The organism is Rhodoblastus sphagnicola, assembly GCF_002937075.1.
Taxonomy (GTDB): Bacteria; Pseudomonadota; Alphaproteobacteria; order Rhizobiales; family Beijerinckiaceae; genus Rhodoblastus; species Rhodoblastus sphagnicola.
The window spans coordinates 1-23,937 of the sequence record NZ_NHSJ01000129.1; the positions used below are offsets into that span (position 1 = coordinate 1).

General features: G+C 64.8%; 22 protein-coding genes. 13 read left to right on the plus strand and 9 right to left on the minus strand.

Annotated elements, in window-relative coordinates:
- The 4 genes from CCR94_RS20975 to rimP all read right to left on the minus strand — a co-directional run.
- The coding region (locus tag CCR94_RS20975; protein ID WP_146090130.1) for a translation initiation factor IF-2 associated domain-containing protein at nucleotides 1-222 on the minus strand (222 nt) is incomplete at its 3' end.
- Nucleotides 219-971 (minus strand): RNA-binding protein, encoded by a 753-nt coding sequence (locus CCR94_RS20980; protein ID WP_244594166.1) that lies wholly within the window; start codon nucleotides 969-971, stop codon nucleotides 219-221. The genes CCR94_RS20975 and CCR94_RS20980, both read right to left, overlap by 4 nt.
- 10 nt (nucleotides 972-981) lie before the next feature.
- Complete coding sequence (nusA, locus tag CCR94_RS20985; RefSeq protein ID WP_104509933.1) at nucleotides 982-2,655, minus strand: transcription termination factor NusA; 1,674 nt, start codon at nucleotides 2,653-2,655, stop codon at nucleotides 982-984.
- 17 nt (nucleotides 2,656-2,672) lie between these two features.
- Nucleotides 2,673-3,452, minus strand: coding sequence for a ribosome maturation factor RimP (rimP, locus tag CCR94_RS20990; protein ID WP_244594167.1), 780 nt, complete (start codon nucleotides 3,450-3,452; stop codon nucleotides 2,673-2,675).
- 260 nt (nucleotides 3,453-3,712) lie between these two features.
- On the opposite strand from rimP, the gene CCR94_RS20995 reads away from it, so the two are divergent.
- Nucleotides 3,713-4,321 carry a L,D-transpeptidase gene (locus CCR94_RS20995; RefSeq protein WP_104509938.1) on the plus strand — a complete coding sequence of 203 codons (609 nt, stop codon included), beginning with the start codon at nucleotides 3,713-3,715 and terminating at the stop codon, nucleotides 4,319-4,321.
- A 53-nt stretch (nucleotides 4,322-4,374) separates the two neighbouring features.
- Here the strand turns inward: CCR94_RS20995 and CCR94_RS24735 are convergent, their stop codons facing one another.
- Complete coding sequence (locus CCR94_RS24735) at nucleotides 4,375-4,578, minus strand: hypothetical protein (protein WP_146090131.1); 204 nt, start codon at nucleotides 4,576-4,578, stop codon at nucleotides 4,375-4,377.
- Between the two features lie 734 nt (nucleotides 4,579-5,312).
- On the opposite strand from CCR94_RS24735, the gene CCR94_RS21005 reads away from it, so the two are divergent.
- Nucleotides 5,313-6,539: a multidrug effflux MFS transporter gene (locus CCR94_RS21005; RefSeq protein ID WP_244594168.1), complete on the plus strand. Its 1,227-nt coding sequence runs from the start codon at nucleotides 5,313-5,315 to the stop codon at nucleotides 6,537-6,539.
- A 133-nt stretch (nucleotides 6,540-6,672) separates the two neighbouring features.
- A complete protein-coding gene (locus tag CCR94_RS21010) occupies nucleotides 6,673-8,121 on the plus strand; it encodes a tryptophanase (RefSeq protein WP_104509942.1) in 1,449 nt (482 codons plus the stop codon).
- A gap of 550 nt (nucleotides 8,122-8,671) precedes the next feature.
- On the opposite strand, the gene CCR94_RS21015 is transcribed toward CCR94_RS21010, so the two are convergent.
- Nucleotides 8,672-10,546 (minus strand): arylsulfatase, encoded by a 1,875-nt coding sequence (locus tag CCR94_RS21015; protein ID WP_104509945.1) that lies wholly within the window; start codon nucleotides 10,544-10,546, stop codon nucleotides 8,672-8,674.
- A gap of 532 nt (nucleotides 10,547-11,078) precedes the next feature.
- Complete coding sequence (locus tag CCR94_RS21020; protein ID WP_146090132.1) at nucleotides 11,079-11,636, minus strand: GNAT family N-acetyltransferase; 558 nt, start codon at nucleotides 11,634-11,636, stop codon at nucleotides 11,079-11,081.
- Between the two features lie 180 nt (nucleotides 11,637-11,816).
- On the opposite strand from CCR94_RS21020, the gene CCR94_RS21025 reads away from it, so the two are divergent.
- Entirely contained in the window at nucleotides 11,817-13,064 is a 1,248-nt protein-coding gene (locus CCR94_RS21025) for a glycosyltransferase family 2 protein (protein WP_104510184.1), read from the plus strand.
- On the opposite strand, the gene CCR94_RS21030 is transcribed toward CCR94_RS21025, so the two are convergent.
- A complete protein-coding gene (locus CCR94_RS21030) occupies nucleotides 13,061-13,282 on the minus strand; it encodes a hypothetical protein (RefSeq protein WP_104509949.1) in 222 nt (73 codons plus the stop codon). The genes CCR94_RS21025 and CCR94_RS21030 overlap by 4 nt on opposite strands.
- Nucleotides 13,282-15,111: a hypothetical protein gene (locus CCR94_RS21035; RefSeq protein WP_104509951.1), complete on the minus strand. Its 1,830-nt coding sequence runs from the start codon at nucleotides 15,109-15,111 to the stop codon at nucleotides 13,282-13,284. Before CCR94_RS21035 ends, CCR94_RS21030 begins: the two co-directional genes overlap by 1 nt.
- A 195-nt stretch (nucleotides 15,112-15,306) precedes the next feature.
- On the opposite strand from CCR94_RS21035, the gene CCR94_RS21040 reads away from it, so the two are divergent.
- The 9 genes from CCR94_RS21040 to CCR94_RS21080 all read left to right on the plus strand — a co-directional run bounded on the left by CCR94_RS21040 (nucleotide 15,307) and on the right by CCR94_RS21080 (nucleotide 23,918).
- Nucleotides 15,307-16,755, plus strand: coding sequence for a hypothetical protein (locus tag CCR94_RS21040; protein ID WP_104509954.1), 1,449 nt, complete (start codon nucleotides 15,307-15,309; stop codon nucleotides 16,753-16,755).
- Between the two features lie 134 nt (nucleotides 16,756-16,889).
- Nucleotides 16,890-17,054 carry a Flp family type IVb pilin gene (locus CCR94_RS21045; RefSeq protein WP_104509957.1) on the plus strand — a complete coding sequence of 55 codons (165 nt, stop codon included), beginning with the start codon at nucleotides 16,890-16,892 and terminating at the stop codon, nucleotides 17,052-17,054.
- Between the two features lie 210 nt (nucleotides 17,055-17,264).
- On the plus strand, nucleotides 17,265-17,702 hold the full coding sequence (locus tag CCR94_RS21050) for a hypothetical protein (protein WP_104509960.1): 438 nt from the start codon (nucleotides 17,265-17,267) through the stop codon (nucleotides 17,700-17,702).
- A gap of 170 nt (nucleotides 17,703-17,872) precedes the next feature.
- Nucleotides 17,873-18,676 carry a glycosyltransferase family 2 protein gene (locus CCR94_RS21055; RefSeq protein ID WP_206605879.1) on the plus strand — a complete coding sequence of 268 codons (804 nt, stop codon included), beginning with the start codon at nucleotides 17,873-17,875 and terminating at the stop codon, nucleotides 18,674-18,676.
- A 7-nt stretch (nucleotides 18,677-18,683) separates the two neighbouring features.
- Complete coding sequence (locus CCR94_RS21060) at nucleotides 18,684-19,655, plus strand: lysylphosphatidylglycerol synthase domain-containing protein (protein ID WP_158254859.1); 972 nt, start codon at nucleotides 18,684-18,686, stop codon at nucleotides 19,653-19,655.
- Nucleotides 19,640-21,109, plus strand: a complete 1,470-nt coding sequence (locus tag CCR94_RS21065; protein ID WP_104509964.1) for a hypothetical protein — start codon at nucleotides 19,640-19,642, stop codon at nucleotides 21,107-21,109. The genes CCR94_RS21060 and CCR94_RS21065 overlap by 16 nt, the downstream gene beginning before the upstream one ends.
- Nucleotides 21,106-21,525 carry an HAD family hydrolase gene (locus tag CCR94_RS21070; RefSeq protein WP_206605880.1) on the plus strand — a complete coding sequence of 140 codons (420 nt, stop codon included), beginning with the start codon at nucleotides 21,106-21,108 and terminating at the stop codon, nucleotides 21,523-21,525. The genes CCR94_RS21065 and CCR94_RS21070 overlap by 4 nt, the downstream gene beginning before the upstream one ends.
- Nucleotides 21,522-22,283, plus strand: a complete 762-nt coding sequence (locus tag CCR94_RS21075; protein WP_104509968.1) for a glycosyltransferase family 2 protein — start codon at nucleotides 21,522-21,524, stop codon at nucleotides 22,281-22,283. Before CCR94_RS21070 ends, CCR94_RS21075 begins: the two co-directional genes overlap by 4 nt.
- A gap of 30 nt (nucleotides 22,284-22,313) precedes the next feature.
- Nucleotides 22,314-23,918 carry a hypothetical protein gene (locus CCR94_RS21080; RefSeq protein WP_104509970.1) on the plus strand — a complete coding sequence of 535 codons (1,605 nt, stop codon included), beginning with the start codon at nucleotides 22,314-22,316 and terminating at the stop codon, nucleotides 23,916-23,918.
- The last annotated feature ends 19 nt before the right edge of the window (nucleotides 23,919-23,937 follow it).

Below are 23,937 nucleotides of genomic sequence, written 5' to 3' on the forward strand. Positions count from 1 at the left end.
AGCTTGAACCGGGGCGGCGGGCGCGGCGGAAACGGGAGCCGGAGGCGCGGCGGCGGGAGCCTTGGCCGGCTCGCCATGCTGACGGCGCTTCACATGTTCAACGACGACCGTCTTCGACCGGCCGTGCGAAAAGCTCTGCCGTACCGTGCCCTGCTCGATCGGGCGCTTCAGCGTCAGCGTCTTGTTCGCGGGTTTTTCGCCGGGATTATTGGTGTCGTTCATATCGTTCGTGCGTCCCAAGAGCTAATGTCCCCGGCGTCCTCGTCCGGGCGGCGGCTTCGCCCGGTCTCATCCGCCTTCAAATCTTCCCCGCCTGCGGGGCTGTCCGCTTCTTCGTCGCCGCGATATACCGCAAGTCTGCGGCATGAGGCGAGCAAAACCTTCGTCGCCGCGCCATTTCCCAGCGCGGCGTGCACCACATGGACGCGACCAAGCGCCGCATCGATCTCATCGGTCGAGAACAGACCGATCTCCGGCTTGCCCTCCGCGCCGTGCCGGCGGCGCAAAGCCTGGCCCAGCTTGCGCTTGCCGTCCGCCTTGCCGTCGCGCGCGTGCAGCAGCGCGCCGACATCGCCCGCCTCGATCGCTTTCTCCACCTTGACGAAGCCGGCAGTGACCAGCCCCGCCTTGTTGGCCAGCGACAGGGTTTGCAGCGCGTCGCGCCGGAGCAGGCTCTCCACCATCTCCGGCAGGTCGGGCGCGGCCAGAGCCTTGTTTTTCAAGGACCGCGCGAAAACCTGCTTCTTGACGGCCGCCGCGACACGTTGACGCGACAGGCCGATCCACACGCCCCGCCCCGGAAGCTTGCGCTTGATGTCGGGGACGACGAAACCGTCCGGCCCGAGCACAAAACGCAGCATTTCCTCCGGCGGCGCCTTTTCCCGCGTGACGGCGCACGTCCGCTCGGAACCGCTCTCCTCGTCGGAAGAGACGTCCAAAGCCTCGTTCTTGCCCCGCGCCGTCTTCGCCAATCCGTTCTCCTTACGCTTCCGCCGAGCTTGCGCCTTGCGCTGGCTCAGTTTCCGTCAAATCATTTGCAGCCGTCTCGTCCGAAACCGGCTCATGCAAACCCGACTCTTGCGAACCCGACTCGGGCGAAGTCAACTCGTCCTCCTGGACCCAGCCGACCTTGACGCGCGCGCGCATGACGATGACCTCCGCCTCTTCGCGGCTGACGTCGAGACCGTCGAGGAAACCTGTCTCCCTGACGGTTTCGCCGTTGCGCTTCTCGGTCCAGCCCACCAGATCGTCGGTGGCGCAGCCGGCGAGATCCTCGATCGTCTTCACGTCGTTCTCGCCGAGCTTGACCATCACGGCCGTGGTCACGCCTTCGATCTCGCGCAATTCGTCGGCGACGCCCAACTCGGTGCGGCGGGCGTCCAGCTCGGCTTCGAGGCGGGCGAGGTAATCGCGGCAGCGGGTCTGGATTTCCTCGGCGAAATCGGAGTCGAAGCCTTCGATGTTGGCGACCTCCGTGGGATCGACATAGGCCAGCTCCTCGACATTGCGGAAGCCTTCGGAGGCCAGCAACTGGGCGACCACTTCGTCCACGTCGAGCGCGTTCATGAAGGCGTGGGTGCGCTCGATGAATTCCTTCTGGCGGCGCTCGGATTCCTCCGCCTCGGTCAGGATGTCGATGTCCCAGCCGGTCAGTTGCGAGGCGAGGCGCACATTCTGGCCGCGACGGCCGATGGCGAGCGACAACTGGTCGTCCGGCACCACCACCTCGATGCGCGAGGAATCCTCGTCCAGCACAACCTTGACCACTTCCGCCGGCTGCAAGGCGTTGACGATGAAGGTGGCTGCGTCAGCGGACCAGGGGATGATGTCGATCTTCTCGCCCTGCAACTCGTTGACCACGGCCTGCACGCGCGAGCCGCGCATGCCGACGCAGGCGCCCACGGGATCGATGGAGGAATCGCGCGAGGTCACCGCGATCTTGGCGCGCGAGCCGGGGTCGCGAGCGACCGATTTCACCTCGATCACGCCATCGTAGATTTCCGGCACTTCCTGCGTGAACAGCTTGGCCATGAACTGCGGATGGGTGCGCGACAGGAAAATCTGCGGGCCGCGCTGCTCGCGGCGCACGTCATAGACATAGGCGCGCGCGCGGTCGCCCGGCCGGAACATTTCGCGCGGGATCATCTCGTCGCGGCGGATGATCGCCTCGGCGCGGCCGAGATCGATGATCACATTGCCATATTCGACGCGCTTCACGGCGCCGTTGATGATCTCGCCGATGCGATCCTTGAATTCGTCATATTGGCGGTCGCGCTCGGCCTCGCGCACCTTCTGCACGATCACCTGCTTGGCCGATTGCGCGGCGATGCGGCCGAAATCGAGCGGCGGCAGCTTTTCGGAAATCCAGTCGCCGACCTCGGCCGCCGGATTGCGCTTGTGGGCGTCGACCAGCGAAATCTGCGTGGAATCGTTGTCCACCAGATCGACCACCAGCATCAGGCGGGAGAAACGGGTCTCGCCGGTGCGCGGATCGATCTCGACGCGGATCTCGGTCTCCTGGCCGTAGCGCGAGCGCGCCGCCTTGGCCATCGCCTCCTCCATGGAGGCGATCACGATGCCGCGATCAATGGACTTGTCGCGCGCGACCGCTTCGGCGATCTGCAAGAGTTCGAGCCTGTTGGCGCTGACGGCCATTGTATTCTCCTATTGGATCAGTCTTTAGCTGAACTTTTTGGGCGACGCGGGGCGCCGCCGCCTTTCTTGAACTGCGCCCGAACGCCCGCGGGCATGAGGGGCTTGGCTTTCGAGCCTTTGGAGCCGAAGCGGCCGGGGCCGCGCTCGGCCGGTTCGGGCGCCTCGGGGGAGGAGTCTTCGCCTTCTTCCGCGCCACCTTTGACCGCCGCCTTGGCGGCCCGAAGCGACTCGCGGATAAGGGCTTCGGTCAGGATCACTTTCGCCTCGTCGAGATCGCCCAGGCGCAGGCGCGGCGTCTTGTCCTCGTCGGGTCCGGCGTCCGCGCGGCAGATCGTTAATATGGCGTTCTTGCCTTCGCCTTCAATGTCCTGAATCAAGCCACGAAAGCGCTTGCGGCCGCTTTCGTGCGGGCGGGCGAGTTCGACGCGCGCCTCCATGCCAAGGGAGCGGCGAAAATCGGAGACGCGCACCAGCGGGCGGTCGATGCCGGCGGAAGAGATTTCCAGCCGATAAGCCTGGGAAATCATGTCCTCGACGTCGAGCACCGGCGACAGATTGTCGTGAATCTCCTCGCAATCGTCGATGGTGAGGGTTCCGTCGCAACGCTCGGCCATGATCTGCACGATCATGCCCTGCCCCCCGGCCATGATTTTCACCCGGACCAGACGGAAATTCATCGATTTCAGCACACGTTCCGCGACATGTGCGACGCGGGCGGCCATGCCGCTCTCCTCGACGAGGCGCGGCTCGTCGAGCGGGGCTTCCAGGGTCCGATCCTGATGGGGCGTGTCGTTCAAATGGAATCCAGCCAGGTAAAACAAAAAAGAGCGGGTCCCGCTTGGGCCCCACTCCCGCATGGCCCGAAGGCCTTGACGAAGATGTTGACTGAACGAGGCTATAACGCAAAGGCGCGCCCCACGCAAGCCGCGTCATTGTCGCTTGCGGGCAACAGGGCGGCAAAAAAGCTTGAGCCGGTCCGGAACAGGTTTGCCCGCCGGGAGGCGCCGCTATAGGTTGGCCGGACCTTCTTCTGTTTTTTTCACGATCGGGTCGGATCATGCGCAACAGGCTTGCGGCTGTATTGCTTTTGCTGGCGTTGGGCGCGCCGGCCGTCTGCCAAGCCCGGGTGCGGATCACCGTCGATCTCTCGAACCAGACCATGGATGTGGATGCGTCGGGCGGCTCCTATTCCTGGCCGATTTCCTCGGCGCGCGACGGCTATGTCACGCCGCGCGGAACCTACGGGGTGCAAAGCCTGCAAACCATGCACTATTCCAAAAAATATCATAATTCGCCGATGCCGCATTCGATCTTCTTCAATGGCGGCTTCGCCATCCACGGCACCTACGATCTCGCCAATCTCGGCCGCCCGGCTTCGCATGGCTGCGTGCGCATCTCGCCGGCCAACGCCGCGACGCTTTACGAGCTGGTGCGAGAGGAGGGCGCGACCATCCACATCATCGGCGACGCATCCAACGCGACCTATGTCCGCGATGTCGAGCCGCGGGAAGCGTCTCCGGCCGCGCCGCGCCAGACCGCCGCGCGGCCGCAGCGGGTCGCTGCGGCGCCCGTCGCCGCGCAAAACGACAATCCACTGGCCCTGATCTTCGGCTTCAGCGCGCCAAGCGAGCCGGCCGCCCAGCCGAAGCCGCGCGGACGGCGCTAAGCAGGATTTTTATCCAAAAACCGGCGCCCACTTTTTGGGATCATGCGCTGAAATCAGCCACCCCGGCTTTGCTTCAGCATTTCGAAGATTTGCTCTGGGGTCTCGACCACTTCGAGCATGGAATCGTCACTGACGCCGGTGGGAAACCAGATCCACGAGCATTTGTTGCCGCGCTGCACGGTCAGCACATTGGTCATATTGACGAAAATCGGCTCGCCATTGTCGCGGTCGGTCAATTTGATCCATTCCGAAGCCATCGGCGGGCCTCCTTTCTTGCGTTGATTTTGCAGTAAGGCAAAAGCGCCGGGGGTCAAGAGAAAAGGGCGCGCCGCGCGATAGCGCGCGACCGGGATATGGCCGGTGAAATGAACTCGGCTGAGGTCGAGGCGCTCCTTTACTTCGTCGAGAAGGATCGATTTCCACGTCTGTCCGCAGAGCGCGGCCGGGCCGCAGGCGACACCGTCGCCGCCAATGATGACGGCCCGCGCGGAGGGACGCGCCTGAAGGGTCGCCGACGGGACCGCCATGGGCAAGGGCATATTGGAACAGATTGACGCCCGGCAGGGACCCGGAGGTCAGCGACCCAATGGCGAAGACCGCGTGACGGGGGGCGACCGCCAGACACCCCGCGACAAGTCGAAATTGCGCCGGAATCCTTGTGTGAACCAACAGAAAATTCATGCGGATATTGCGCTCGGCGTGATCATGGCGGCGGCAAGATTCGTCCCGAGCGGCGGGAACCACCCGATGATGCGCAACTGTCGCCCGGCGCCGCACGCCTTGCGCCGAAACCGGAGCGGACCGTGTCAGAACCGATGCCCTTGCCACAGCCAAGGTTGAGGCGAACACAAAGCCCGGATCCGGTCATCTGACCAAACTCCGCGCGCCGCTTGCGATTCCGCCTTGAAGAATTTCCGGCGACAGACAAGAACATGCGTCGCGACCCAGCGTCGCCCGTTGCGGCAAGGATGATCAAAATGGACCCGCGCAGTTGAATTTCGAAGCCGGAGCGACCGCTGGCGTGGGCGCCAGGCCAACCGGCCCGCGTGTGCTCGCCGTCGTTTGCGCCCTGATGGCCTTCGCCGCGATTTCGACCGATCTCTACCTCCCGGCGCTGCCCGCCATGGCCGTCGCGCTGCGGGCCGGATCCGGCGAGATGGAATGGACGATTTCGGGCTTTCTGATCGGTTTCAGCCTGGGACAATTGGTCTGGGGGCCGGTCGGCGACCGCTACGGCCGCCGCGCGCCCGTCGCGCTCGGCCTCGTCATTTATTCTTTCGGCTCCGGCGGTTGCGCCCTCGCGGCGACGCCCGGCCAGATCATCGGCTGGCGCATCGTGCAGGCGCTGGGCGCCTGCGCCGCCGTGGTGCTGTCGCGCGCCATGGTCCGCGATCTCTACCACGGCGAAAAAGCGGCGCGGATGATGTCCACGCTCATGTCCGTCATGGCCATCGCCCCGCTGGTCGCGCCGCTCGCGGGCAGCCAGATCCTGGCCTTCGCGTCGTGGCGCGCCATCTTCTGGACCCTGGTCGCCTGCGCCGCCGCCGCCCTGGCCGCGCTCGCGACCCTGCCGGAAACGCTGCCGGTCGCGCGCCGCAACAAGGAGTCCTTGCGCACGGCGTTCGCGGCTTATGGCCGCCTGCTCGGAGACAGGCGAATCCTTGGCTTCGCCAGCGTCGGCGCCCTGTTCTATGTCGGGCTGTTCGCCTATGTCGTCGGCTCTCCCTTCGCCTTCATCGTCTATCACGGCGTGACGCCGGCCCGCTATGCGCTGCTGTTCGGGCTGGGGACTTTTGGCATCATGGCCGCCAACCTGCTCAACGCGCGCCTCATTCCGCAATTTGGCAGCCTGCGCCTGCTGCGGATCGGCGCGCTGGCGGCGGCCGTTTCCGGGATCGCCGTGGCCGTCGATACGCGCCTTTGCCTGGGCGGGCTGGCGGGACTGGTCGCGCCGCTGTTGGTCTTCGTCGCCTCGACCGGGTTGATCGTCGCCAATTCCATCGCCGGCGCTCTCGCCGCCTTTCCCGAGCGCGCGGGGGCGGTTTCGGCGCTGGTCGGCGCCTCGCACTATGGCGCGGGCATTGTCGGCTCAGGCCTCGTCGGCGCGCTGGGCGACGGAACGCCTTCGAGCACCCCTTGGCCCATGGCCCTGACCATCGCGCTGTCGGGGCTCGGCTGCGCCGTGTGCGCGTGGACGCTGGTTTCCGCAAGGAAATAAGCGCTTTCCTTGCGGCGCGCGCCTGAAAAAATTGCGTTGGGACAATGGGTCACATTTCGCCCCCGTGACAATGTGCTTAAGCGTTCGCATTGGTAATGTCTTGGTTTCGACAAACGACAAGCAGGAAACGTCCATGGCCAACATCAAATTCTACTCCGGCGAGCAAGTCCCGCTGGAGATGCACAAGGTCCGCATTGTGCAAAAACTGAACTTGCCGCCGATCGAGCGCCGGCTGGCCGCGCTGGACGAGGCCGGCAACAACACCTTCCTGCTGAAGAACGCCGATATCTACCTCGACATGCTGACCGACAGCGGCGTCAACGCCATGAGCGACAAGCAACTCGCGGCGATGATGGAATCCGACGACAGCTATGCCGGATCGGCCACCTTCACCAAGCTCGAAACCAAGATCCGCGACATCTTCGGCATGGACTATTTCCTGCCGGTGCATCAGGGCCGCGCCGCCGAGAACGTCCTCGCGCGCGTGTTCTGCCGGCCCGGTTCCGTCGTGCCGATGAACTACCATTTCACCACGACCAAGGCCCATATCACCGTCAATGGCGGCGCCGTGGAGGAACTCATCATCGATGCGGGGCTGGAGGTCACCAGCGATCTGCCGTTCAAGGGCGACATGGACATCGCCAAGCTGGAGGCGTCGATTACCCGGCATGGCGCCGCCAACATCGCCTTCGTCCGCGTCGAGACCGGCACCAACCTGATCGGCGGCCAGCCGCATTCGCTGGAAAACCTGCGGCAGGTCAGCAAGGTCTGCAAACAGCACGGCGTCCTGCTCGTGCTCGACGCCAGCCTGCTCGCCGACAACCTCTATTTCATCAAGACGCGCGAGCAAGCCTGCAAGGGCATGAGCGTGCGGGAGATCACCCGCGCCATCGCGGATCTGTGCGACATCGTCTATTTCTCGGCGCGAAAACTCGGCTGCGCGCGCGGCGGCGGCATCTGCACCAGAAGCCGCGATCTCTACATGAAGATGCGCGAACTGGTCACGCTGTTCGAGGGCTTCCTCACCTATGGCGGCATGTCCGTGCGCGAAATCGAGGCGATCGCGGTCGGCCTTGAGGAAACCATGGACGAGGACATGATTTCGCAGGGGCCGCAATTCATCAAATTCATGGTCGATGAGTTGAACCGCAAGGGCGTGCCGGTGATCACCCCGCCGGGGGGGCTGGGCTGCCATCTCGACGCGCTGCGCTTCATTCCCCATGTGCCGCAGACGCAATATCCGGCCGGCGCGCTGGCCTCGGCCTTGTTCCTCGTCAGCGGCGTGCGCGGCATGGAGCGCGGCTCGGTGTCCGAACAGCGCGACGACCAGGGCAACGAAGTCTATTCCAACATGGAATTGCTGCGCCTCGCGGTGCCGCGCCGCGTCTTCACCCTGTCGCAGTTGAAATATGCGGTCGATCGCATTGTCTGGCTCCACGAGAACCGCGATCTGATCGGCGGCCTGCGCTTTGTCGAGGAGCCGAAAATGTTGCGGTTCTTCTTCGGCAAGCTGGTTGCGACCAGCGACTGGCAGCACAAGCTGCTGGCGAAGTTCCGCGCTGATTTGGGCGACAGTCTGTAAGGCATGAGGCCGCCGCGCTTCCTTCTCCCCTTGCGCTGCCGCGCGCTTGGGCGACGGCGGGGCGCGGCGGCGGCTGTCCGCGGAAACGCATGACGCGAAGCGCGTCGCGCCGTCAAAAGTGAAAACGCGCAAACCACAACACCCGCCGCGCGCTGAGGCGTCACCCACCCGATCCAGCCGGCAACAGTGACAGGAGCCGGCGGAAAGCGGGAGTCGGGCGATGGACCAGTCGAAGGCTCAGCCGGAGGGATGCGCCATTTCCAGTCGTTGCCGACCACAATGATGATTTAACTGAATAGTCTAATTTCGGAAAAACGTTTGCGCCTGTCGGCGCCCTTCATGCCAATCGTCACCTGTCTGGCGCCGTCGCGGGACGTCGGGCGACAAGAAAGTCTACCCAGGCGCGGGTCTTGGCGGCGGGCCGACGATTGGGATGTGTCAGCGCATGGACGGCGCCCGGCTCCATTGGCGATGGGTCCAGCTTGGCCTCGACAAGCGCCAGAAGCGGAGGGCCCGAGCCGGAGGGCTCGGGCCGAGGCGCGGGGGACGTCTACTGGTTGTCGCCCGCCTTTGTTATGTCTTTGACGGCTTCGAAAAAGTTCTTTCTGCCTTTGGTGGCGTGAATACGTCCCTTGAGAACGTCATCCCAGGTGATCAGGGGATAGACATTGTGCGCCTTGGCCTGCGCTTCGAATTCGGCCTTCAGTTCGGCGAGTTTTTCCGGATTCTTCTTGGCCAGATCGATGCGCTCGGTGGGATCGTCGTTCAGGTTGTAGAGCTCCCAGGCGTTTTCGTCGAACGGCTCACGGTTGCTCAGATTGCCGGTGATAAAGCTGCTGGGATAGGCGAGCCCCGCTTTCCATCCGTCCTTGTAGATCGCGCGCGACCCGAAGATGTAATAATATTGCTCGGTGTGATGCCAGGGCGCGTTGGCGTTGTCGATAGAATCGGCGAAGGAGACGCCCTCGATCGGCTGCTGCTTGACGCTGCGAATTTCCTCGGGCGCCTTGACGCCGATCAGATCAAGCGTCGTCGGCAGCAGATCGATGACGTGGCTGTATTGCGGCCGGATGCCGCCCTTGTCCTTGATGCCCTTCGGCCAATAGACGATCAGCGGGTTGTGCGTGCCGCCTTCGGCATTGGCGTCCTGCTTCCATTGCTTGAACGGCGTATCGGCCGCCTGGGCCCAGCCGAGCGGGTAATTGCCCTCGACGGCTTCCGGCGTGCCGATTTCGCCGATCTTGGCGAGATTATGGGCGATGTTTTCCTTCTCCGGCAGTGGCGGCGTCGCCAGGGAGCGGTCGATGTCGCCGTTGAGCGTGCCTTCCTTGCTGGCGCCGTTGTCGCCGACGGAAATGAAGATCAGCGTGTTGTCGAGTTGGCCGCTTTCCTTCAAATGGTTGACCAGACGGCTGATTTCATAGTCGGTATAGGCGAGATAGCCGGCATAGACCTCCATGAACCGCGCATAGAGCTTTTTCTCTTCGGGCGGCAACGTGTCCCATGGCTTGATGTTGGGGTTGCGGTCCGGCAGTTGGGCGTTGGCCGGGATCACGCCGAGTTTCTTCTGGCGCTTGAAGACCTCGTCGCGATACGCATCCCATCCCGCGTCGAATTTGCCCTTGTACTGATCGCTCCAGGATTTATCGACCTGATGCGGCGCGTGCGTGGCGCCGGGCGCGTAATACAGGAAGAACGGCTTGTTGGGAGCGACCTTCTTCTGGCGATCGATGTAGGAGATCGCCTTGTCGGTGATCTGCGCGCTGAGGTGGCGTCCGTCGGGACGGACGTGGGCCTGATCCTCGACCAGATCGGGCTTGTATTGATCGGTCTGTGAGCCGAGGAAGCCGAAGAAGTGGTCAAAACCCTTTCCGGTGGGCCAGTGATCGAAGGGACCGGCGTCGGTGGCTTCCTCGTCGGGAGTCACGCCATATTTGCCGACCGCGAACGTATTGTAGCCGTTGTCGCGCAAGATCTCGGCGACGGTGCCGGCCGTGGAGGGAAGCCGGCCGTCCCATCCGGGGAAGCCGGCGGACAGCACGGTGTGGCTGAATCCGGAGACGTGAACCGAGGCGCTGTTGCGGCCGGTCAGCAGCGCCGAGCGGGTGGGCGCGCAGATCGCGGTGGTGTGGAAGTTGGTGTAGCGCAAACCGTTGTTGGCCAACGTGTCGAGGGTGGGGGTTTCGATCAGCCCGCCGAAGGCGTCGGACGCGCCATAGCCCACATCGTCGAGCAAAATCCAGATGATGTTGGGGGCGCTGGCGGGAGCCTGCGTCGGCGTCGGCCACCATTCCTTGGATTCAGCGAGCGTTCTGCCGACGACTCCCTGATACGGCTGCGCCGTTTGGGCCTGGAGCGCGCTTCCCGCGCTTGAGGCGAGGAACACCGCCAAGGTCGCAGTCTTCAATATTGTTTTTTCGTTCATGGAGGGCCCCGTTTGCTGCGCGAAGATGACTTGGTTAGCGGGTGTCAAGCCGGTTCCCGCCGAAGGGATCGGGCCGCCGCCGACCGGGCGCCAGCCCGATTTCGGCGCGCCATTCCGCTCCGTCGAATCCCGCGTTTCACACACAAAGTCAGCTTATAGAGGCCACTCTACTTAGTCTACCGATTAAATCGGAAATGTCTTTTTTCAACTGGCGTTTCCCACATGGAAAACACATCCGCCCTGTCTTCCACAAAACAGCCGGATTCTGCCCAATTGAATGGGACGTGATGAGAGTTCCCTCGGCGAGCGACGGCTTCGCGACATCAATTCGCGTTTGACCGAGGCCGGGAAATTCCGCTGACGGCATGGTTCCCGCCATCGCCAGAAAAGCTTGAAAGACGCCTTCGCGCCGAACGCAGCCGATCTCAAATCTGGCTCGCCGCCAAGCCCATGTCTGGTGGGTGTCTTGGATGCCCCCTCATCCGTCTCGCCGCGACGAGCCGCCTTCTCCCGCAAGGGGAGAAACAAGCGCTCACTGCGCCGGCGCCAGCGCCAAATCCTTTTCCATCACCGCGAGATAAATGCCGTCCACCAGCGCCGTGCTCAGCCCGTCCTCGAACGGGAACGGCAGGCGCTCGCCGGTCAGCGTGTAGCCGCAACGCTGGTAATAGGCGATCAATTCGCTGCGCAGGCCGATCACGCTCATCGTCATGCGCGTCACGCCCCAGCGCCGTCGCGCCGTCGCCTCGGCCTCCCGCATGAAGCGCCGGCCGAGGCCCCTGCCCTGCAAGCCGGGCCTGATGACGAACATGCCGAGATAGCCGACGCCCTCGGATACCTTTTGCAACTGCACCGAGCCGATCAGCCTGTCATCCTGGAAGCAGAGCAGAAACATTGTATCCGGCGCCGCCATGACGCGGGCCAGTCCGGCCTCGTCGATGCGGCGTCCCTGGAGGATGTTCGCTTCGGTGGTCCAGCCCATGGCGCTGGATTCGCCGCGATAGGCCGAATTGATCAGAACGGTTACGGCGGGAATGTCGGCGGCCTCGGCGGCGCGCAGGACGAAAGGATCTGAATCGGACGAAGCCATGAACGGAAGTCCCACGGAAAAAAACGGACGAGCGAGCGCGGCGATATTAGGCGTCTCCGTCACAAGTCGCCATCCGCCCAGCGCAGGCAAAATGTCACGCCCGCGACCGCCAACGTGCTTCAGGGAAAATAAATGACCTTAGGTCCATGATGCGCCCAGGTTTTATTGGACACCGCCAAAATGCCGGACATTCGCGCCGTTGATTCCCTCGACGCCCCCGACGTCTCCATCGTCATGCCCTGCCTCAACGAGGCGCTGAGCCTGCCGCATTGCCTCGCCAACGCCCGCGAGGCGCTGGCGCTGCTGGCGTCGCGCCTCGGCCTCACCGGCGAGATCGTGATCGCCGACAATGGCTCGACCGACGGCAGCCAGTTGATCGCCCGCGCCGGCGGCGCCCGCGTCGTCGATGCGCCCCGCCGGGGCTATGGCGCCGCCTTGATTGCTGGCTTCGAAGGCGCGTCCGGCCGCTATCTCGTGATGGGCGATTGCGACGGCTCCTATGATTTCCGCGAGGCGGTCGATCTCGTCGCCCTGCTGCGCGACGGCGCCGGCCTCGCCATGGGCTCGCGCTTCAAGGGCGGCATCGCGCCGGGCGCCATGCCCTGGAAGAATCGCCATATCGGCAATCCCGTGCTCACCGGAATCCTGAACCTGTTTTTCCGCTCGGGCGTGTCCGACGCCCATTGCGGCCTGCGCGCGCTGACCAAGGATTGCTTCCACCGCCTGGGGCTGAGCGGCTCGGGCATGGAATTCGCCAGCGAAATGATCATCAAGGCGGCGCTGAAGGGCGAGAAGATCGCCGAGGCCCCGGTCAAACTGTCGCGCGACATTCGCGACCGGCCGCCACATCTGCGCCCGTGGCGCGACGGCTGGCGCCATTTGCGCTATCTGCTGATGCTCAGCCCCGCCTGGGCCTTCGCGGCCCCGGCCGCGCTGGCCGCGAGCGTCTCGCTGTTCATTTTCGCCATGAGCCTGTCGGCCTGGGCGAGCGGCCATTGGGAGGAGAGCTTTTTCGGCAATTACTGGGCGATTCTCGCCGGTTCGCTGCTCGGCCTCGCCCATACCGCCGGCCTGCTCGGCGCCGCCACCCATCTCTACAGCGTGCGCGCCGGCTACCGCCCCGCCCTCCGCGCCGATGGCTTTCTGGCGCGGTGGATTTCGCTGGAAAGCATGCTGATCGCCGGCGGCTTGGTTTTCCTCGCCGGCGCCGGCCTGCTGTCGGGCGTGCTGGCCTGGTGGTCCGGCCATAATTTCAGCGGCATCCGCAATGTCCTGCCCGCCGTGCTCGGTTCGACGCTGATGGTGATCGGCGCGCAAAACGCCATGGGCGGCTTTTTGCTGGCGATCGGCGCCGGCCATGAGGCGGACTTTTTGAAGCCGGCGCAGCCGGAGGCCAGACCCGCCGAACCGATGCGCGAGGCGGCTTAAGCCCGCGCAAAAGTCCAGAATTTCAGCAGCGCGGACAGTTGCAATCCGAGCAATTGCGTCGCGACATATTTGGGAAACGCTTTTGCGTGCGGCTCGCTGGAGCGGAAGGCGAGGCTTCGCTGCGCCGGATAGACCAGCGGAATCATCGTCGCATAGGCGAGCGCGCCCGCGCCGCCGACGCCAGCAAACCCGTTGAGGGCGCGCAGGTCCGATCGCATCAGTCGCTCGGCGGCAGAACTTGGTAGAGCCGCGCCGGGGCGCCCTCGGGCGAGACCTCGCGCAGCCAGCCGGGGATTTCGCCGTCCTCGACGCGCGCCGCGAGACCGTCCGGCGACAGCGCGCGCAGCGCCGCGGCGTCGGCCGGCGTCGCCCAGCACAACAGCACGTAATCCACACCCGCCTTGCGCGCCAAAATCTCGGCCTGCGGCGGCGCGGCGCGTAAAATGTTCAGCGCGGCGAGATTGCCGGCATTGTTGCGATGATAGGGCGCGGCCAGCGCGCGCATGGCGCTATGCGCAAGGATATAGGAGCCGGGCGAGATCGGCCCCGCGACCAGACCGGGCTTATGGTCGTCGAGGTAACGATAGCTGGCGGAGTCGATGCAGGGATCGGGCCGCCGCCACGCCAAATCCGGCGAAGCCTTCGCCTCCGGCGCCGGCTCCAGCTCCGGCATGGCGAGCGCGACGCCGAAGGACGACCCGGCCAGCAGCGCCACACTCGCGGCCACCCCGGCCAGCAGTTTTCCGCGCGGCGCCAGAGCGCGGCGGACCGCATCGACCGGCGCCAGCAGGCCGACGGCGGCCAGTGGCGCCAGCGAAGAGAAGATGCGCAGGCAGGCGCAGGCGGCGACAAAACCCAGCGCCAGCAGCACCGCGAGCACCAGCCAGCGCGCCCGCGCCACGCCGCGTCCGACGACAACGCCGAACAGGGCGCAGGCGAGGCCGATCAACGTCGGAACCGCCATCAAGACCGCCGCGCCGGGCGCGATGACATAGTTTTGCGCAAGCGTCTGGTTTTCGCCGATATGGTCCATCCAGAAGGTTTTCAGCACCGGATCGACATCGGCATAGGGCGGGCGCAGGCAGTCCGGCCACAAGGCCACGACGGGCGCCAGCGCCGCCGCCCCGGCGAGGACCAGCAGCACGGCGCGACCGGCGCGCGAAAAATTGCCGGCGAAGGACAGCAAGAAGTAGGCGGCGGCGCCGATCAGGGCTGGCGTCATCCACGATATCGACAGGGCGTCGCAGGCGGGAACGCGCCAGCGTTGCGCGCCGACCGTCAGCAGGAACACGGCGATCAGGGCGAGGGCGAGGCCGCCGCCAAAACGCCGCAGCAGCCCGCGCGCCTCGGCGCCGCGCAGCAAAAAGGCGAGGCCCGGCGCCGCCGCCAGCGCGGTGAAAAACGGCAGGTTCTCCAGGCCAATACCCAGCGACACCGCGACACAAGCGCCCGACAACGCCGCCCAGCGCGCCTGTGCTGGATCGAAGGCGCGGGCCAGCGTCGCGACGGCGAACAGCAACAGCGTGATCTGGACGGAATGATGATCGACGCGGCCGGGCGGAAACTGCCAGAACATCACGCCGCAGCAGAACACGGCGAAGACGCCGAACAGGCGCATCGCGGACCCGGCGAAGACTCGCGCCGCGAAACCGCCGCCGGCGAGCAGCACGGCGAGGACGAGCGTCGGGAAGACGATGCGCGCGGCGCGCTCGGCGAGGTCCGGGGTGAGGAACAGGCCAAAAAACTTCAGCAGAATAACAAGGGGAATATCGACGATGCGCGACCAGTGCAGGATCGAACCCTGCGGCGGGTTGAGCCGATATTGCGTCAGGTCGTACCAGCCCTGTCCCGCCAGCAGGTCGCGCACCTGAACCATGCGCATGGCGTCGTCGGTGTCGTAAAAACCGCCGCCGCTCCAGACGTCAAGCAGCCGCCCCTGCTGGAAAACCAGCGACAGCACCAGGGCGCCGAGCACGAACAGCGCGAAGACAAGGTTGTCCGGCGGCGCCGCGGCGCGGGCGGGTGTGGAGGAAACGGAGAACGACATGATCCAGTCTTGCCCGCAAATAGTTAACCTTAGGTCGCCGACAGGCTTGGGAAGTCGCCGACAGGCTTGGGAAGTCGCCGCAACGCGCGGGAGGCCGTCAAACCAGGCCGAAGCAGCGTAAGGCAAAGAGTTCGTAACGGTTCTCGCCTAATTTGACCTCGCGCTTGGCGTTATTCGGGCATCGAGGTCTTGCGGATGGGGAAAGCAGTCGAAAATGCGGGCGCGCCGCGCCTTGAGTCCGTGCTGTTGGCCTTCGGCCTCGCCTTTCCCTTCCTGATCCTGCGTCTGGCCAATGTGTTTCATTACGACGACATGCGCATTTTCGTCGAATGGGCGGATTGCTGGAAGGCCGACGCGCGCCATGTCTATGGCCTGTGCCCGAGCGCCAATTATCCCTTGGTCGGAACTTTTTTCAGCGCCGGCGTCATCGCCGGGCTGCGGGAGGTCTTCCACCTCGACGATGTCGAGGAGATCGCCCGTTATTATCGCCTTGTGCTGGCCTGTTTCGACGCCGCCAATTTCGTCCTGCTGGCGTTGATCGGCCGCGCGCTGGGCCTTCGCCATGCGGTCGCGCTCGCCCTGGCGATCGAACTGCTGCCTTCGACCTGGGCTGGCGGCGAGGTCTGGGGCCAGATCGACACCATCTCCCAGTTCTTTCTGCTCGCCAGCCTGCATGGTCTTATGCGCGCCTGGCAATTGGCCGGCGCGGCGCAAACCAGGGACCGGGCCAAGGCGCAAGCGCATTTCCTCGTCGGCCTGTGCGCGCTCGCGCTATGCGCCCTGACCAAGCAACTGGCGATTTTCTCCATCGTCGCCATGGCGCCGCTGGCGGCCGCCGCGCTCTGGCGTCTCGGCGCCGCTTCGAAACGCGCCCTCGCCCTCGGCGCCGTTGCGGTGGCGCTGGCGGGCGCCCTGTTGCTGTGGCTTGACCGGCAGGCCGACATCCCCGGCTATTTCGGCTCCAGCTTCCTTTATGTCTGGTTCGGCGGCGGCAGCCATCACGGCCGCATCCTCACCGGCAATGGCTTCAACATCTGGGTGTTTCTCGGCCGCGACATGGCGTCGTCCTCCGACGACCCGTTCTTGAACCTGAGCCTGTTCGGGCGCGCGGTCAGCCTGACGCCGCGCGTCGCCGGCTTCGCGCTCTACGGCCTTTATGCGCTGGGCGCGGGCGCGCTGCTGGCGCGGTTCTGTTGGCGCGCCGCCGCCGACGCCGAGTCGTCAAGACGCTTTCTGGCCGGCTGCCTGCTGCTGGTGGCGCTCATGAACCTCGGCTTCAACCTCTTCCTCACCGGCACGCACGAGCGCTATCTCTACCACTTCTATCCGTTCGCGCTGCTGGCCGCCGCCGTGCTGGCGCCGCGCGGCGCGCGCGCCGCGACGATCGGCTGCTATCTCTCGGCCGGGACGCTCTACGGGTTGTTCGTCCTCTCCATCATCCAGGAATTGCCTGAACTCCTGGCGCGCTTGGTCCGGCCCGAAGTCCTGGCCGGCCTGCATCTCGCGGTGCTGCTGAGTCTGGCCGCGCTGGTCCGGCGCGCGACCGTACCGACGCGGCCCCCGTGGCGGCTCCCCCCTCGCGCGGCTGACATCGTCATGGCCCCTGCTGGCGCGCGCTCGCCCGCAAGCAAAAATTCACTATAATGTTCAGCGCGTTGCGAGAAACGCTGCATCACCATCAAGCACTCCTTCACGTAAACGAAATTGCAACGTTTAAGCCTCCATAACCCGACTGACGGAAGGGCAGCCCCAACCTTCCGCGATCGAGAGAGACTATCATGATCCGTCAGCTCAAGAATTTCCTCCGTGACGAGTCCGGCGCCACCGCGATCGAATATGGCCTGATCGCCGCGCTGATTTCCGTGGTCGCCATCGCGACCCTCACCACGGTCGGCACCAAGATCAACAGCAAGTTCATCGCGGTTTCAAACGGCCTCAACTGATCGGGCTGCGGCGCGACGCAAGGCCGTCGGCGCCGTTCCCCCCGTCTTTCCAGCTTTTGTGGCGCGAGAGCCTGCTCCCGCGCCATCTTCTTGCGTCCATTTCTCCCGCCATTTTCTCCTGCGTTGTGTCGCGGGCCGCCCGGTGCTATCGCAGGGCGAGCCGAGGCGGCGCGCCGCCTCGAACCCCGCGAACTCTGGACTTGGCGCGTCATGCGGCTGCATCGTTTCGCGATCATTTCCGGCCTTGGCTGGCTGATCGACATGCTGGTGATGACCCTGCTGGTTTCGGGCGGGGTTTCGGTTTTCATCGCCAACCTGACCAGCGCCGGCCTCGCCATCAGCTTTGTCTTCTTCGCCGCGCAAAACCGCGTCTTCATCGACAACGGCCGCTTTCTGTTCGCCAAATTCGCGGCTTATTTCCTGTATCAGGCCGTGGCGGTCCCTTTGGCTTCCATCGTGATCCAGAAACTGGCGTTCGTCCTGCTCGCCGCCGCGCCGGCCGACCTCTTCGCCCTGCTGCATCTCCACGACGGGCAAAAGCTGACCTTCGCCTCGCTCGCCGCCAAGGTGGCGGTGACGCCGCTGACGCTCTACAGCAATTTCCTGTTCATGGGCTGGCTGGTCGAACGGAGGGTTTCGCTGCTGTGAGCGCCGAAATTTCGCAAGACAAGGCCGGGCTTGTCGGGTAGAGCATGATCCCAAAAAGTGGACACCGGTTTTTGGAAAAGATCATGCGAAAACAAATAGCCTAGAGCGCGATGCGTTTCCGTGGAAACGCATCGCGCTCTAGAGAACCCCGGCATAAGACGAGTTTGTTCATGGCCGACAAAATCCTGATTTTCATCCCGATGTATAATTGCGCTCAACAGATCGGGCGCGTGCTGAAGCAACTCGAAAACCCCGATGTCGCCAAGTTTTTCCATGGCGTGCTCTGCGTGGACAACCAATCGCCGGATGCGACACTAGAGGTCGCCGCCGCCGCGATGGAGCGCGTCCCCCTTCCCTTTCGCGCGATTTTGCGCAACGCCGGCAATTACGGTCTGGGCGGCTCGCACAAGGTCGCGATCGATTTCGGTCTCGCGCAAGGCTATTCGCACCTCGTCGTGCTGCATGGCGACGACCAGGGTTCGATCGCCGATCTCACGCCGCTTGTCGCCGCCGGCGCCCATGACTCGCTGGACTGCCTGCTCGGCGCGCGTTTCATGCCCGGCTCCCGACTGCAAGGCTATTCGGCGCTGCGCACCCTGGCGAACCGGGTTTTCAATGCCATTTTCTCGATCATTTCAGGTCAAAAACTTTACGATCTTGGCTCCGGCCTCAATCTCTACCGGCTCGACATCTTCCGCGACGGCTTTCACCGGCGCTTTCGCGACGATCTGACCTTCAATTATTTCCTGATTCTGGCCTGCTGCCAGAAGGGCTTCCGGCAAAAATTCTTTCCCTTGACCTGGTGCGAGGACGATCAGATCTCCAACGCCAAGCTGTTCCGCCAGGGCGTGCGCATGCTGAAGCTGCTGGCGCAACGCATTTTCGATCCGAAGGGGTTTCTGGCGTCCGAACATCGCGCGGTCGCCATCGCCGATTATTCATCGCAAACCGTCAGGGCATGGCCCGGAGCCTGAGTCACCCGTGCGCAACGCGACGACCTTCCTCAAATCCTTGTCCATTGTCGCGGGGCTGTCGCTTGCGGGACTGTTCCTGGTTTACGCCCACGCCTGGGTCAAGACCTCGTCCCCGATCCTTCCGGCCTGGAACTGGCTGCTCGCGGCGGGCGCGTTCTATCTGCTGTCCCATGTCTTGCGCGCGCTGCGGCTGGCGCTGATCGCGGCGGGGGTCGCGCCGCTGCGGCTGCGCCAATTGCTGGCGCTGCATTTTCACGCCGCGCCGGCCTCGCTGGTGCTGCCGTTCAAGCTGGGCGACGCCTATCTGATCGCGGCGCTGACCCTGCTGTCGGGCGATCCCGGCAAGGCGTTCCTGATCGCGCTGGTGCAGCGCGTTTTCGACGCCATCGCCCTGATCGTGTTCACCATCGGCCTGAGCGCGCTCGGAGTCGGATTTCCCGAACCGTTCCGCCTCACGTTGACGATCCTGGCCCTTGTCATCGGCGCCGGCTTCGCCCTGGTCTTCATCGCCGGTCCGGGCCTGCTGGCGTTGCAGGACTATGTCTTCACCCATCATCTGTCGCGCGACGCGCGTTTCGTGTTGCGAATCCTCTGCTCGCTGCGCCAGGCCGTCGAACTCGCCCGCGGCTGCGCCGCCCGCAATTTCGCGGCCTTGCTCGCCTTTTCCCTGGCGGTGTGGCTGGCGGAAGCCGCGACCGTGGCGAGCCTCGCCCCGGCGCTGTCGCTGCCGAAACTGGCCGACGATTTCGTGGGCCTCCTGTCGTTCCAGAACGGGCTGCCGCCGAGCGCCTATGGCGCGGTGGCGCTGACGGCGATCGCCGTGAGCTGGCCGTTCGCCAGCTTCCAGTTGCTGCGCATGGCGCGCAAGCCCGGCCGCAAGGCCAACGGCGACCTCAAGCATATTTCCTTCGCCAACCGCTCGCAGCCGCGCCGGGTCCGCCTTCACATGTTCCGCAGGTCAACATGTTCGCCAGATTGACCGTCGTTTACGACGATCGGCCGCCGCTGCCCCGCGAGATCGAGGAAATTGTCGGCGCGGGCCGCTTTTCCGCCATTCTCAGGCGACGCGTCACCTTCGGCGAATCGATCCGCGACGAGATCCTCAAAGGCGGCTGCGAGGATTTCTACCATCTCACCGACGATCTCGACGCCAATTTCCTCGCGGGCATGATCCAGACCTCCGCGCCGGGCTCGATTTTCCTGCGCCTGCCCTCGTGCCAGATGCCCACGCGCGCCGGCAAGCTCGCCGACCTCGCCGCGCAGGCGATCTACACACCGGGCTCCCGCCTGCTGGCCGAGCCGGTGAATGGCGAGGCCCCCGCCCTGCTGGAGGCGTCCGACCTGTTGCCCCTGCTGCGGCCCTACAACCAGCAGGGCATACGCGAGCATTTCCTCAGCCCCGTCTTCAACGCCAAGGTCAGCGCCAACCCGTGCGGCTTCGTGGACCTGCGCCGTCCCGAAACGTTTCTGGAATTCATGGCCGGCGCGACCGAAACGCGCGCCTTCAACAATGCCCGCATCAGCGGCTGGACCCTGCGCAAGAGTTCGTCCGACCGCGCCAAAATGGAGGCGGAATACCAGTTCTTCCATATCGTGCCGGAGCAGTTGAAACCCTTCCTGTTGCCGACCTTCGGCTTCGAGGATGACGGGCGCGTGGCCTCCTACGCCATGGAGCGGCTGGCGGTGCCCGATTGCGCCATGCAATTCATCCATTTCGCCTTCGACGAAACCTCGTTTGGCGACCTGATCGACAGCTTTCTCTGCTTCATCGCGGCGCGGCCATTGCGCCCGGACGGCGCCACTTCGGTGCGAAATGTCGCGCGGAAAACGATTGTCGAAAAGATGGACGCAAGGCTGGAAACATTTCTCGGCTGCGACATGGGCCGGCGGGTGGACCGGATGCTGGCGGAGGCCGGCCCGCTCGGCGCGCTGTCCCAGTTCGCTGGACGTGCGCGCGCCCTGATCGCGCAAGCCATCGACGCCGACCGCTCCGACAGCCTGGCGATCGGCCATGGCGATCCCTGCTTTTCCAACATCCTGTTCGACCGCCGCACCCGCCTGATGCGGCTGATCGACCCGCGCGGCGCCCGCTCGCGCGACGAAGCCTGGATGCATCCGCTTTACGATCTGGCCAAATTCAGCCATTCCGTGCTGGGTGGCTATGATTTCATCAACAACGACCTGTTCGACTGCGTGATCGACAAATCGCTGTCGCTGCAACTGCTGCTTCAATCCGGCGGCCCGCCGCGCTGGAGCCAGGAGATGTTTTCCGCCCGGCTCCAAGGCGCCGGAATCGACCTGAAGGTGGTCCGGGCCTATGAATTGTCGCTGTTTCTGTCCATGCTGCCGCTGCACATGGACCATCCGCAAAAACTGGTCGGCTTCGCGCTGACCGCATGCCAATTGATCGACTGGTTGGAACAACAACCGTGATAGCAAGCAAGAACATCCTGATTGTCGATGTCGACGGCACGCTGTGCCCGATCAAGTCGCGCGATCAAAGTTACGCCGATCTGACGCCGGAGCCGCGCATCGTAGCGAAGCTCAAAACCCTGGCCGACCAAGGCTGGCGCATCGTGATCCAGACCGCCCGGGGCATGCGCACCTATGACGGCAATGCCGGCGAGATCGCCATCAATGTCGCGCCGGTCCTGCTCGACTGGCTGCGCCGCCACGACATTCCCTTTCACGAATTGCACGTCGCCAAACCGTGGGCGGGGTCGAACGGTTTTTATATCGACGACCGCGCCGTGCGTCCGCGCGAATTCCTCGACAATACCTTTGAGGGTCTCGAAGCCATTTGCCGGCGTGATCGGCTCGCGGGCGAAGGCGAGATGCAGGACTCATGACGGCGACGCTCGCGATCACCATGGCGGGCTTCGGCTCGCGTTTCGCCAATGCCGGCTATACCGCGCCGAAATATCGCATCGAGGCGCTGGGGCGGCCGCTGTTCGACTGGTCCATGCTGGCGCTGGAGGGCTTTCGCCAGGCGGGCTGGACCTTCGACTTCGCGGTGCGCGCGCAGGAAAACGCCGAGGATTTCATTCGCGCCCGCTGCCGCGCCCTGAACATTCCGCTCGGCCGCCTGCTGAGCCTGCCGGCGCCGACCGACGGCCAGGCCACCACCGCCCTGCTGCTGGCCGAGCACGCCCCGGCCGACGCGCCCTTCGCGGTGTTCAACATCGACACTTTCGTGCGGCCGGGCGCCATGACCCCCGCCGCCATACCGCCCTGCGACGGCTGGATCCCCTGCTTTCCCGGCGCCGGCGAAGGCTGGTCGTTCGTGCGCCTCGATGACACCGGAGTCGCGGTGGAATTGCGCGAGAAAAAGCGCATCTCCGATCACGCCACGGTCGGATTCTACTGGTTCTCCAGCGCGAAACTGTATCGCGACGCCTATCGGCGCTTCTTCGATGGGGGCGGCGAGGAAAAGGGCGAGCGCTATATCGCGCCCATGTACAACCAGTTGATCGCGGACGGCTGCAAATTGCGCATTCTCGAACTTGCCCTCGACGAGGTCGGGCAATTGGGCACGCCCGCACAAGTTGAAGATTTCATTCGCAACCCGCCGGCATCGGCGCGCGCGGTCGCCGCGCGCGCAAGCTGACGGCGACCGGCAAACCAGAGACGAGACCTCATGTCCAACCGGATTTATCTTGCCTTGCTGGCGCTGCTGGCGATCGCGCGCTATGCGCTGTGCGCCGACACGGAAATCGTCGGCGCGCAATGGGACACCGAAGGCCTGGCCAATCTGGCGCGCGCCGGCTATTGGGGCGACATGGGCTCGCTTTACCGTCCGCCCGTCGTTCCCATTGTCGCGCACTGGTTCGCCGCCCTCGCCATCCCCTACCGGATGGGGCTGGAAGCCGCCCTGATCGGCGCCGCCGCCTTTCTCGCCCTGCAAGTGCGGCCCCGGTTCAACGCCTGGGTCTCCCTCGCCGTTTTCGCCGCCCTGCTATTCAACCCCTACGCCATCCGCGCCTTCACGGAATTCCAGCGCGAACCGTTCCTCTATGTGGAATATATCGTTCTGCTGGGCTGCGCGCTGATCGTGCTGGACGAGGCTGAGGCCATTCGCAAGCGCGCCATCGCCTCGGCCTTCTTCGGCCTGTTCTGCGCCGCGATCGTCCTGACGCGGGAGGGCGAGGAGGTCTTCATTGTCGTGTTCGTCGCCTCGCTTTGCCTGTTCAGCCTGTTCCGGCGCGATGACCGGCGCGACTGGGTCAGGAAGGCCGGCTTGCTGGTCGCGCCGGCGGCGCTGATCACGGTGACGCTGTGCAGCTTGACGGCGGTGGCGCACAACGCCAACTGGGGCGTGCCGGCTTATCGCGGCCTGTTCCCCTACATCCGGGACTTCCTGACCGAAATCCACCAGATCAAGGTGGACGATTCCGTGCGCTACGCCCCGGCGACGCGGAAAAGTTTCGCCGAGGCCGCGCGCGTCAGCAAGACCTTCGCCGAATTCGTGGGACCGGCTCTGGCCTCGGATGAGGAGGCGCCGCCGATGATCAAAATCCCGCGCGAACATTCGTCAGGCTTCGTTCACAGACTCGAAATCGATCCTTCGCGCACGCTCTGGCTGGTGAATAACCTCGTCGTCGCCCAATATGGCGCAAACCCGAAGGTTCTGGTCGAGAAGTTGCAGGCGGCGACGGCGGAAGTCCATGCCGCGCTGGCGAGCGGCGCATTGCCCCGGACAGACCTGCGCCTGCCCTACCCGTTCGATCCCAATCTGTCGGCATGGCTGCCGGCCTTGCCTGCGGAACTGGGACAGGTGCTGCACATGCTGGTCGCGCCCTCCGCCGACGAGGCCGGCGTGCGCAAACTCGACGATTTCCGCCCCGATCTGTTCGACGCCGCCCTGACGCGGCGGGGCGCTCTGGTCGCGCGCCAGTTCCGAGGCCCGCAAGACGCCATCCGCGAAGCGGTGGCTGGAAATTATCGCTTTGGTATCGCGGCGCTGGCCGCCCTGTGTTTCGTCATCGGCGTGTTCGGCGCGATCTCGGGCCGGCTGTGGCCGCTGACCCTGGCGCTGTTCAGCCTGATCGGCGCGCGGCTGGTGATTTACGGGGTCATGCTGGTTTCGGTGGCGCCGGTTGACCGTTACGTCGTTTTCATGTCGCCGCTCACCGGCGCGCTGATCTGCCTGTTGTGCGCTTTCGCCGGTTCGGGGGTCCGCTCTGTCCTGACACGTGGGAGGACCGGACGGCCCGAAGACGCGGGCGCGATCGCGCGGGCTTGAGGATCGCGGCGACTGGGGC

Coding starts and splice junctions, on each gene's coding strand:
- CCR94_RS21065 (WP_104509964.1), top strand. CDS start 19,640: ATGTTCGCCAGATTGACCGTCGTTTACGACGATCGGCCGCCGCTGCCC.
- CCR94_RS21020 (WP_146090132.1), bottom strand. CDS start 11,636: ATGGCTTCGTCCGATTCAGATCCTTTCGTCCTGCGCGCCGCCGAGGCC.
- CCR94_RS20995 (WP_104509938.1), top strand. CDS start 3,713: ATGCGCAACAGGCTTGCGGCTGTATTGCTTTTGCTGGCGTTGGGCGCG.
- CCR94_RS24735 (WP_146090131.1), bottom strand. CDS start 4,578: ATGGCTTCGGAATGGATCAAATTGACCGACCGCGACAATGGCGAGCCG.
- CCR94_RS21035 (WP_104509951.1), bottom strand. CDS start 15,111: ATGTCGTTCTCCGTTTCCTCCACACCCGCCCGCGCCGCGGCGCCGCCG.
- CCR94_RS21050 (WP_104509960.1), top strand. CDS start 17,265: ATGCGGCTGCATCGTTTCGCGATCATTTCCGGCCTTGGCTGGCTGATC.
- CCR94_RS21030 (WP_104509949.1), bottom strand. CDS start 13,282: ATGCGATCGGACCTGCGCGCCCTCAACGGGTTTGCTGGCGTCGGCGGC.
- CCR94_RS21075 (WP_104509968.1), top strand. CDS start 21,522: ATGACGGCGACGCTCGCGATCACCATGGCGGGCTTCGGCTCGCGTTTC.
- CCR94_RS21080 (WP_104509970.1), top strand. CDS start 22,314: ATGTCCAACCGGATTTATCTTGCCTTGCTGGCGCTGCTGGCGATCGCG.
- nusA (WP_104509933.1), bottom strand. CDS start 2,655: ATGGCCGTCAGCGCCAACAGGCTCGAACTCTTGCAGATCGCCGAAGCG.
- CCR94_RS21025 (WP_104510184.1), top strand. CDS start 11,817: ATGCCGGACATTCGCGCCGTTGATTCCCTCGACGCCCCCGACGTCTCC.
- CCR94_RS21055 (WP_206605879.1), top strand. CDS start 17,873: ATGGCCGACAAAATCCTGATTTTCATCCCGATGTATAATTGCGCTCAA.
- CCR94_RS21045 (WP_104509957.1), top strand. CDS start 16,890: ATGATCCGTCAGCTCAAGAATTTCCTCCGTGACGAGTCCGGCGCCACC.
- CCR94_RS21010 (WP_104509942.1), top strand. CDS start 6,673: ATGGCCAACATCAAATTCTACTCCGGCGAGCAAGTCCCGCTGGAGATG.
- CCR94_RS21015 (WP_104509945.1), bottom strand. CDS start 10,546: ATGAACGAAAAAACAATATTGAAGACTGCGACCTTGGCGGTGTTCCTC.
- CCR94_RS21040 (WP_104509954.1), top strand. CDS start 15,307: ATGGGGAAAGCAGTCGAAAATGCGGGCGCGCCGCGCCTTGAGTCCGTG.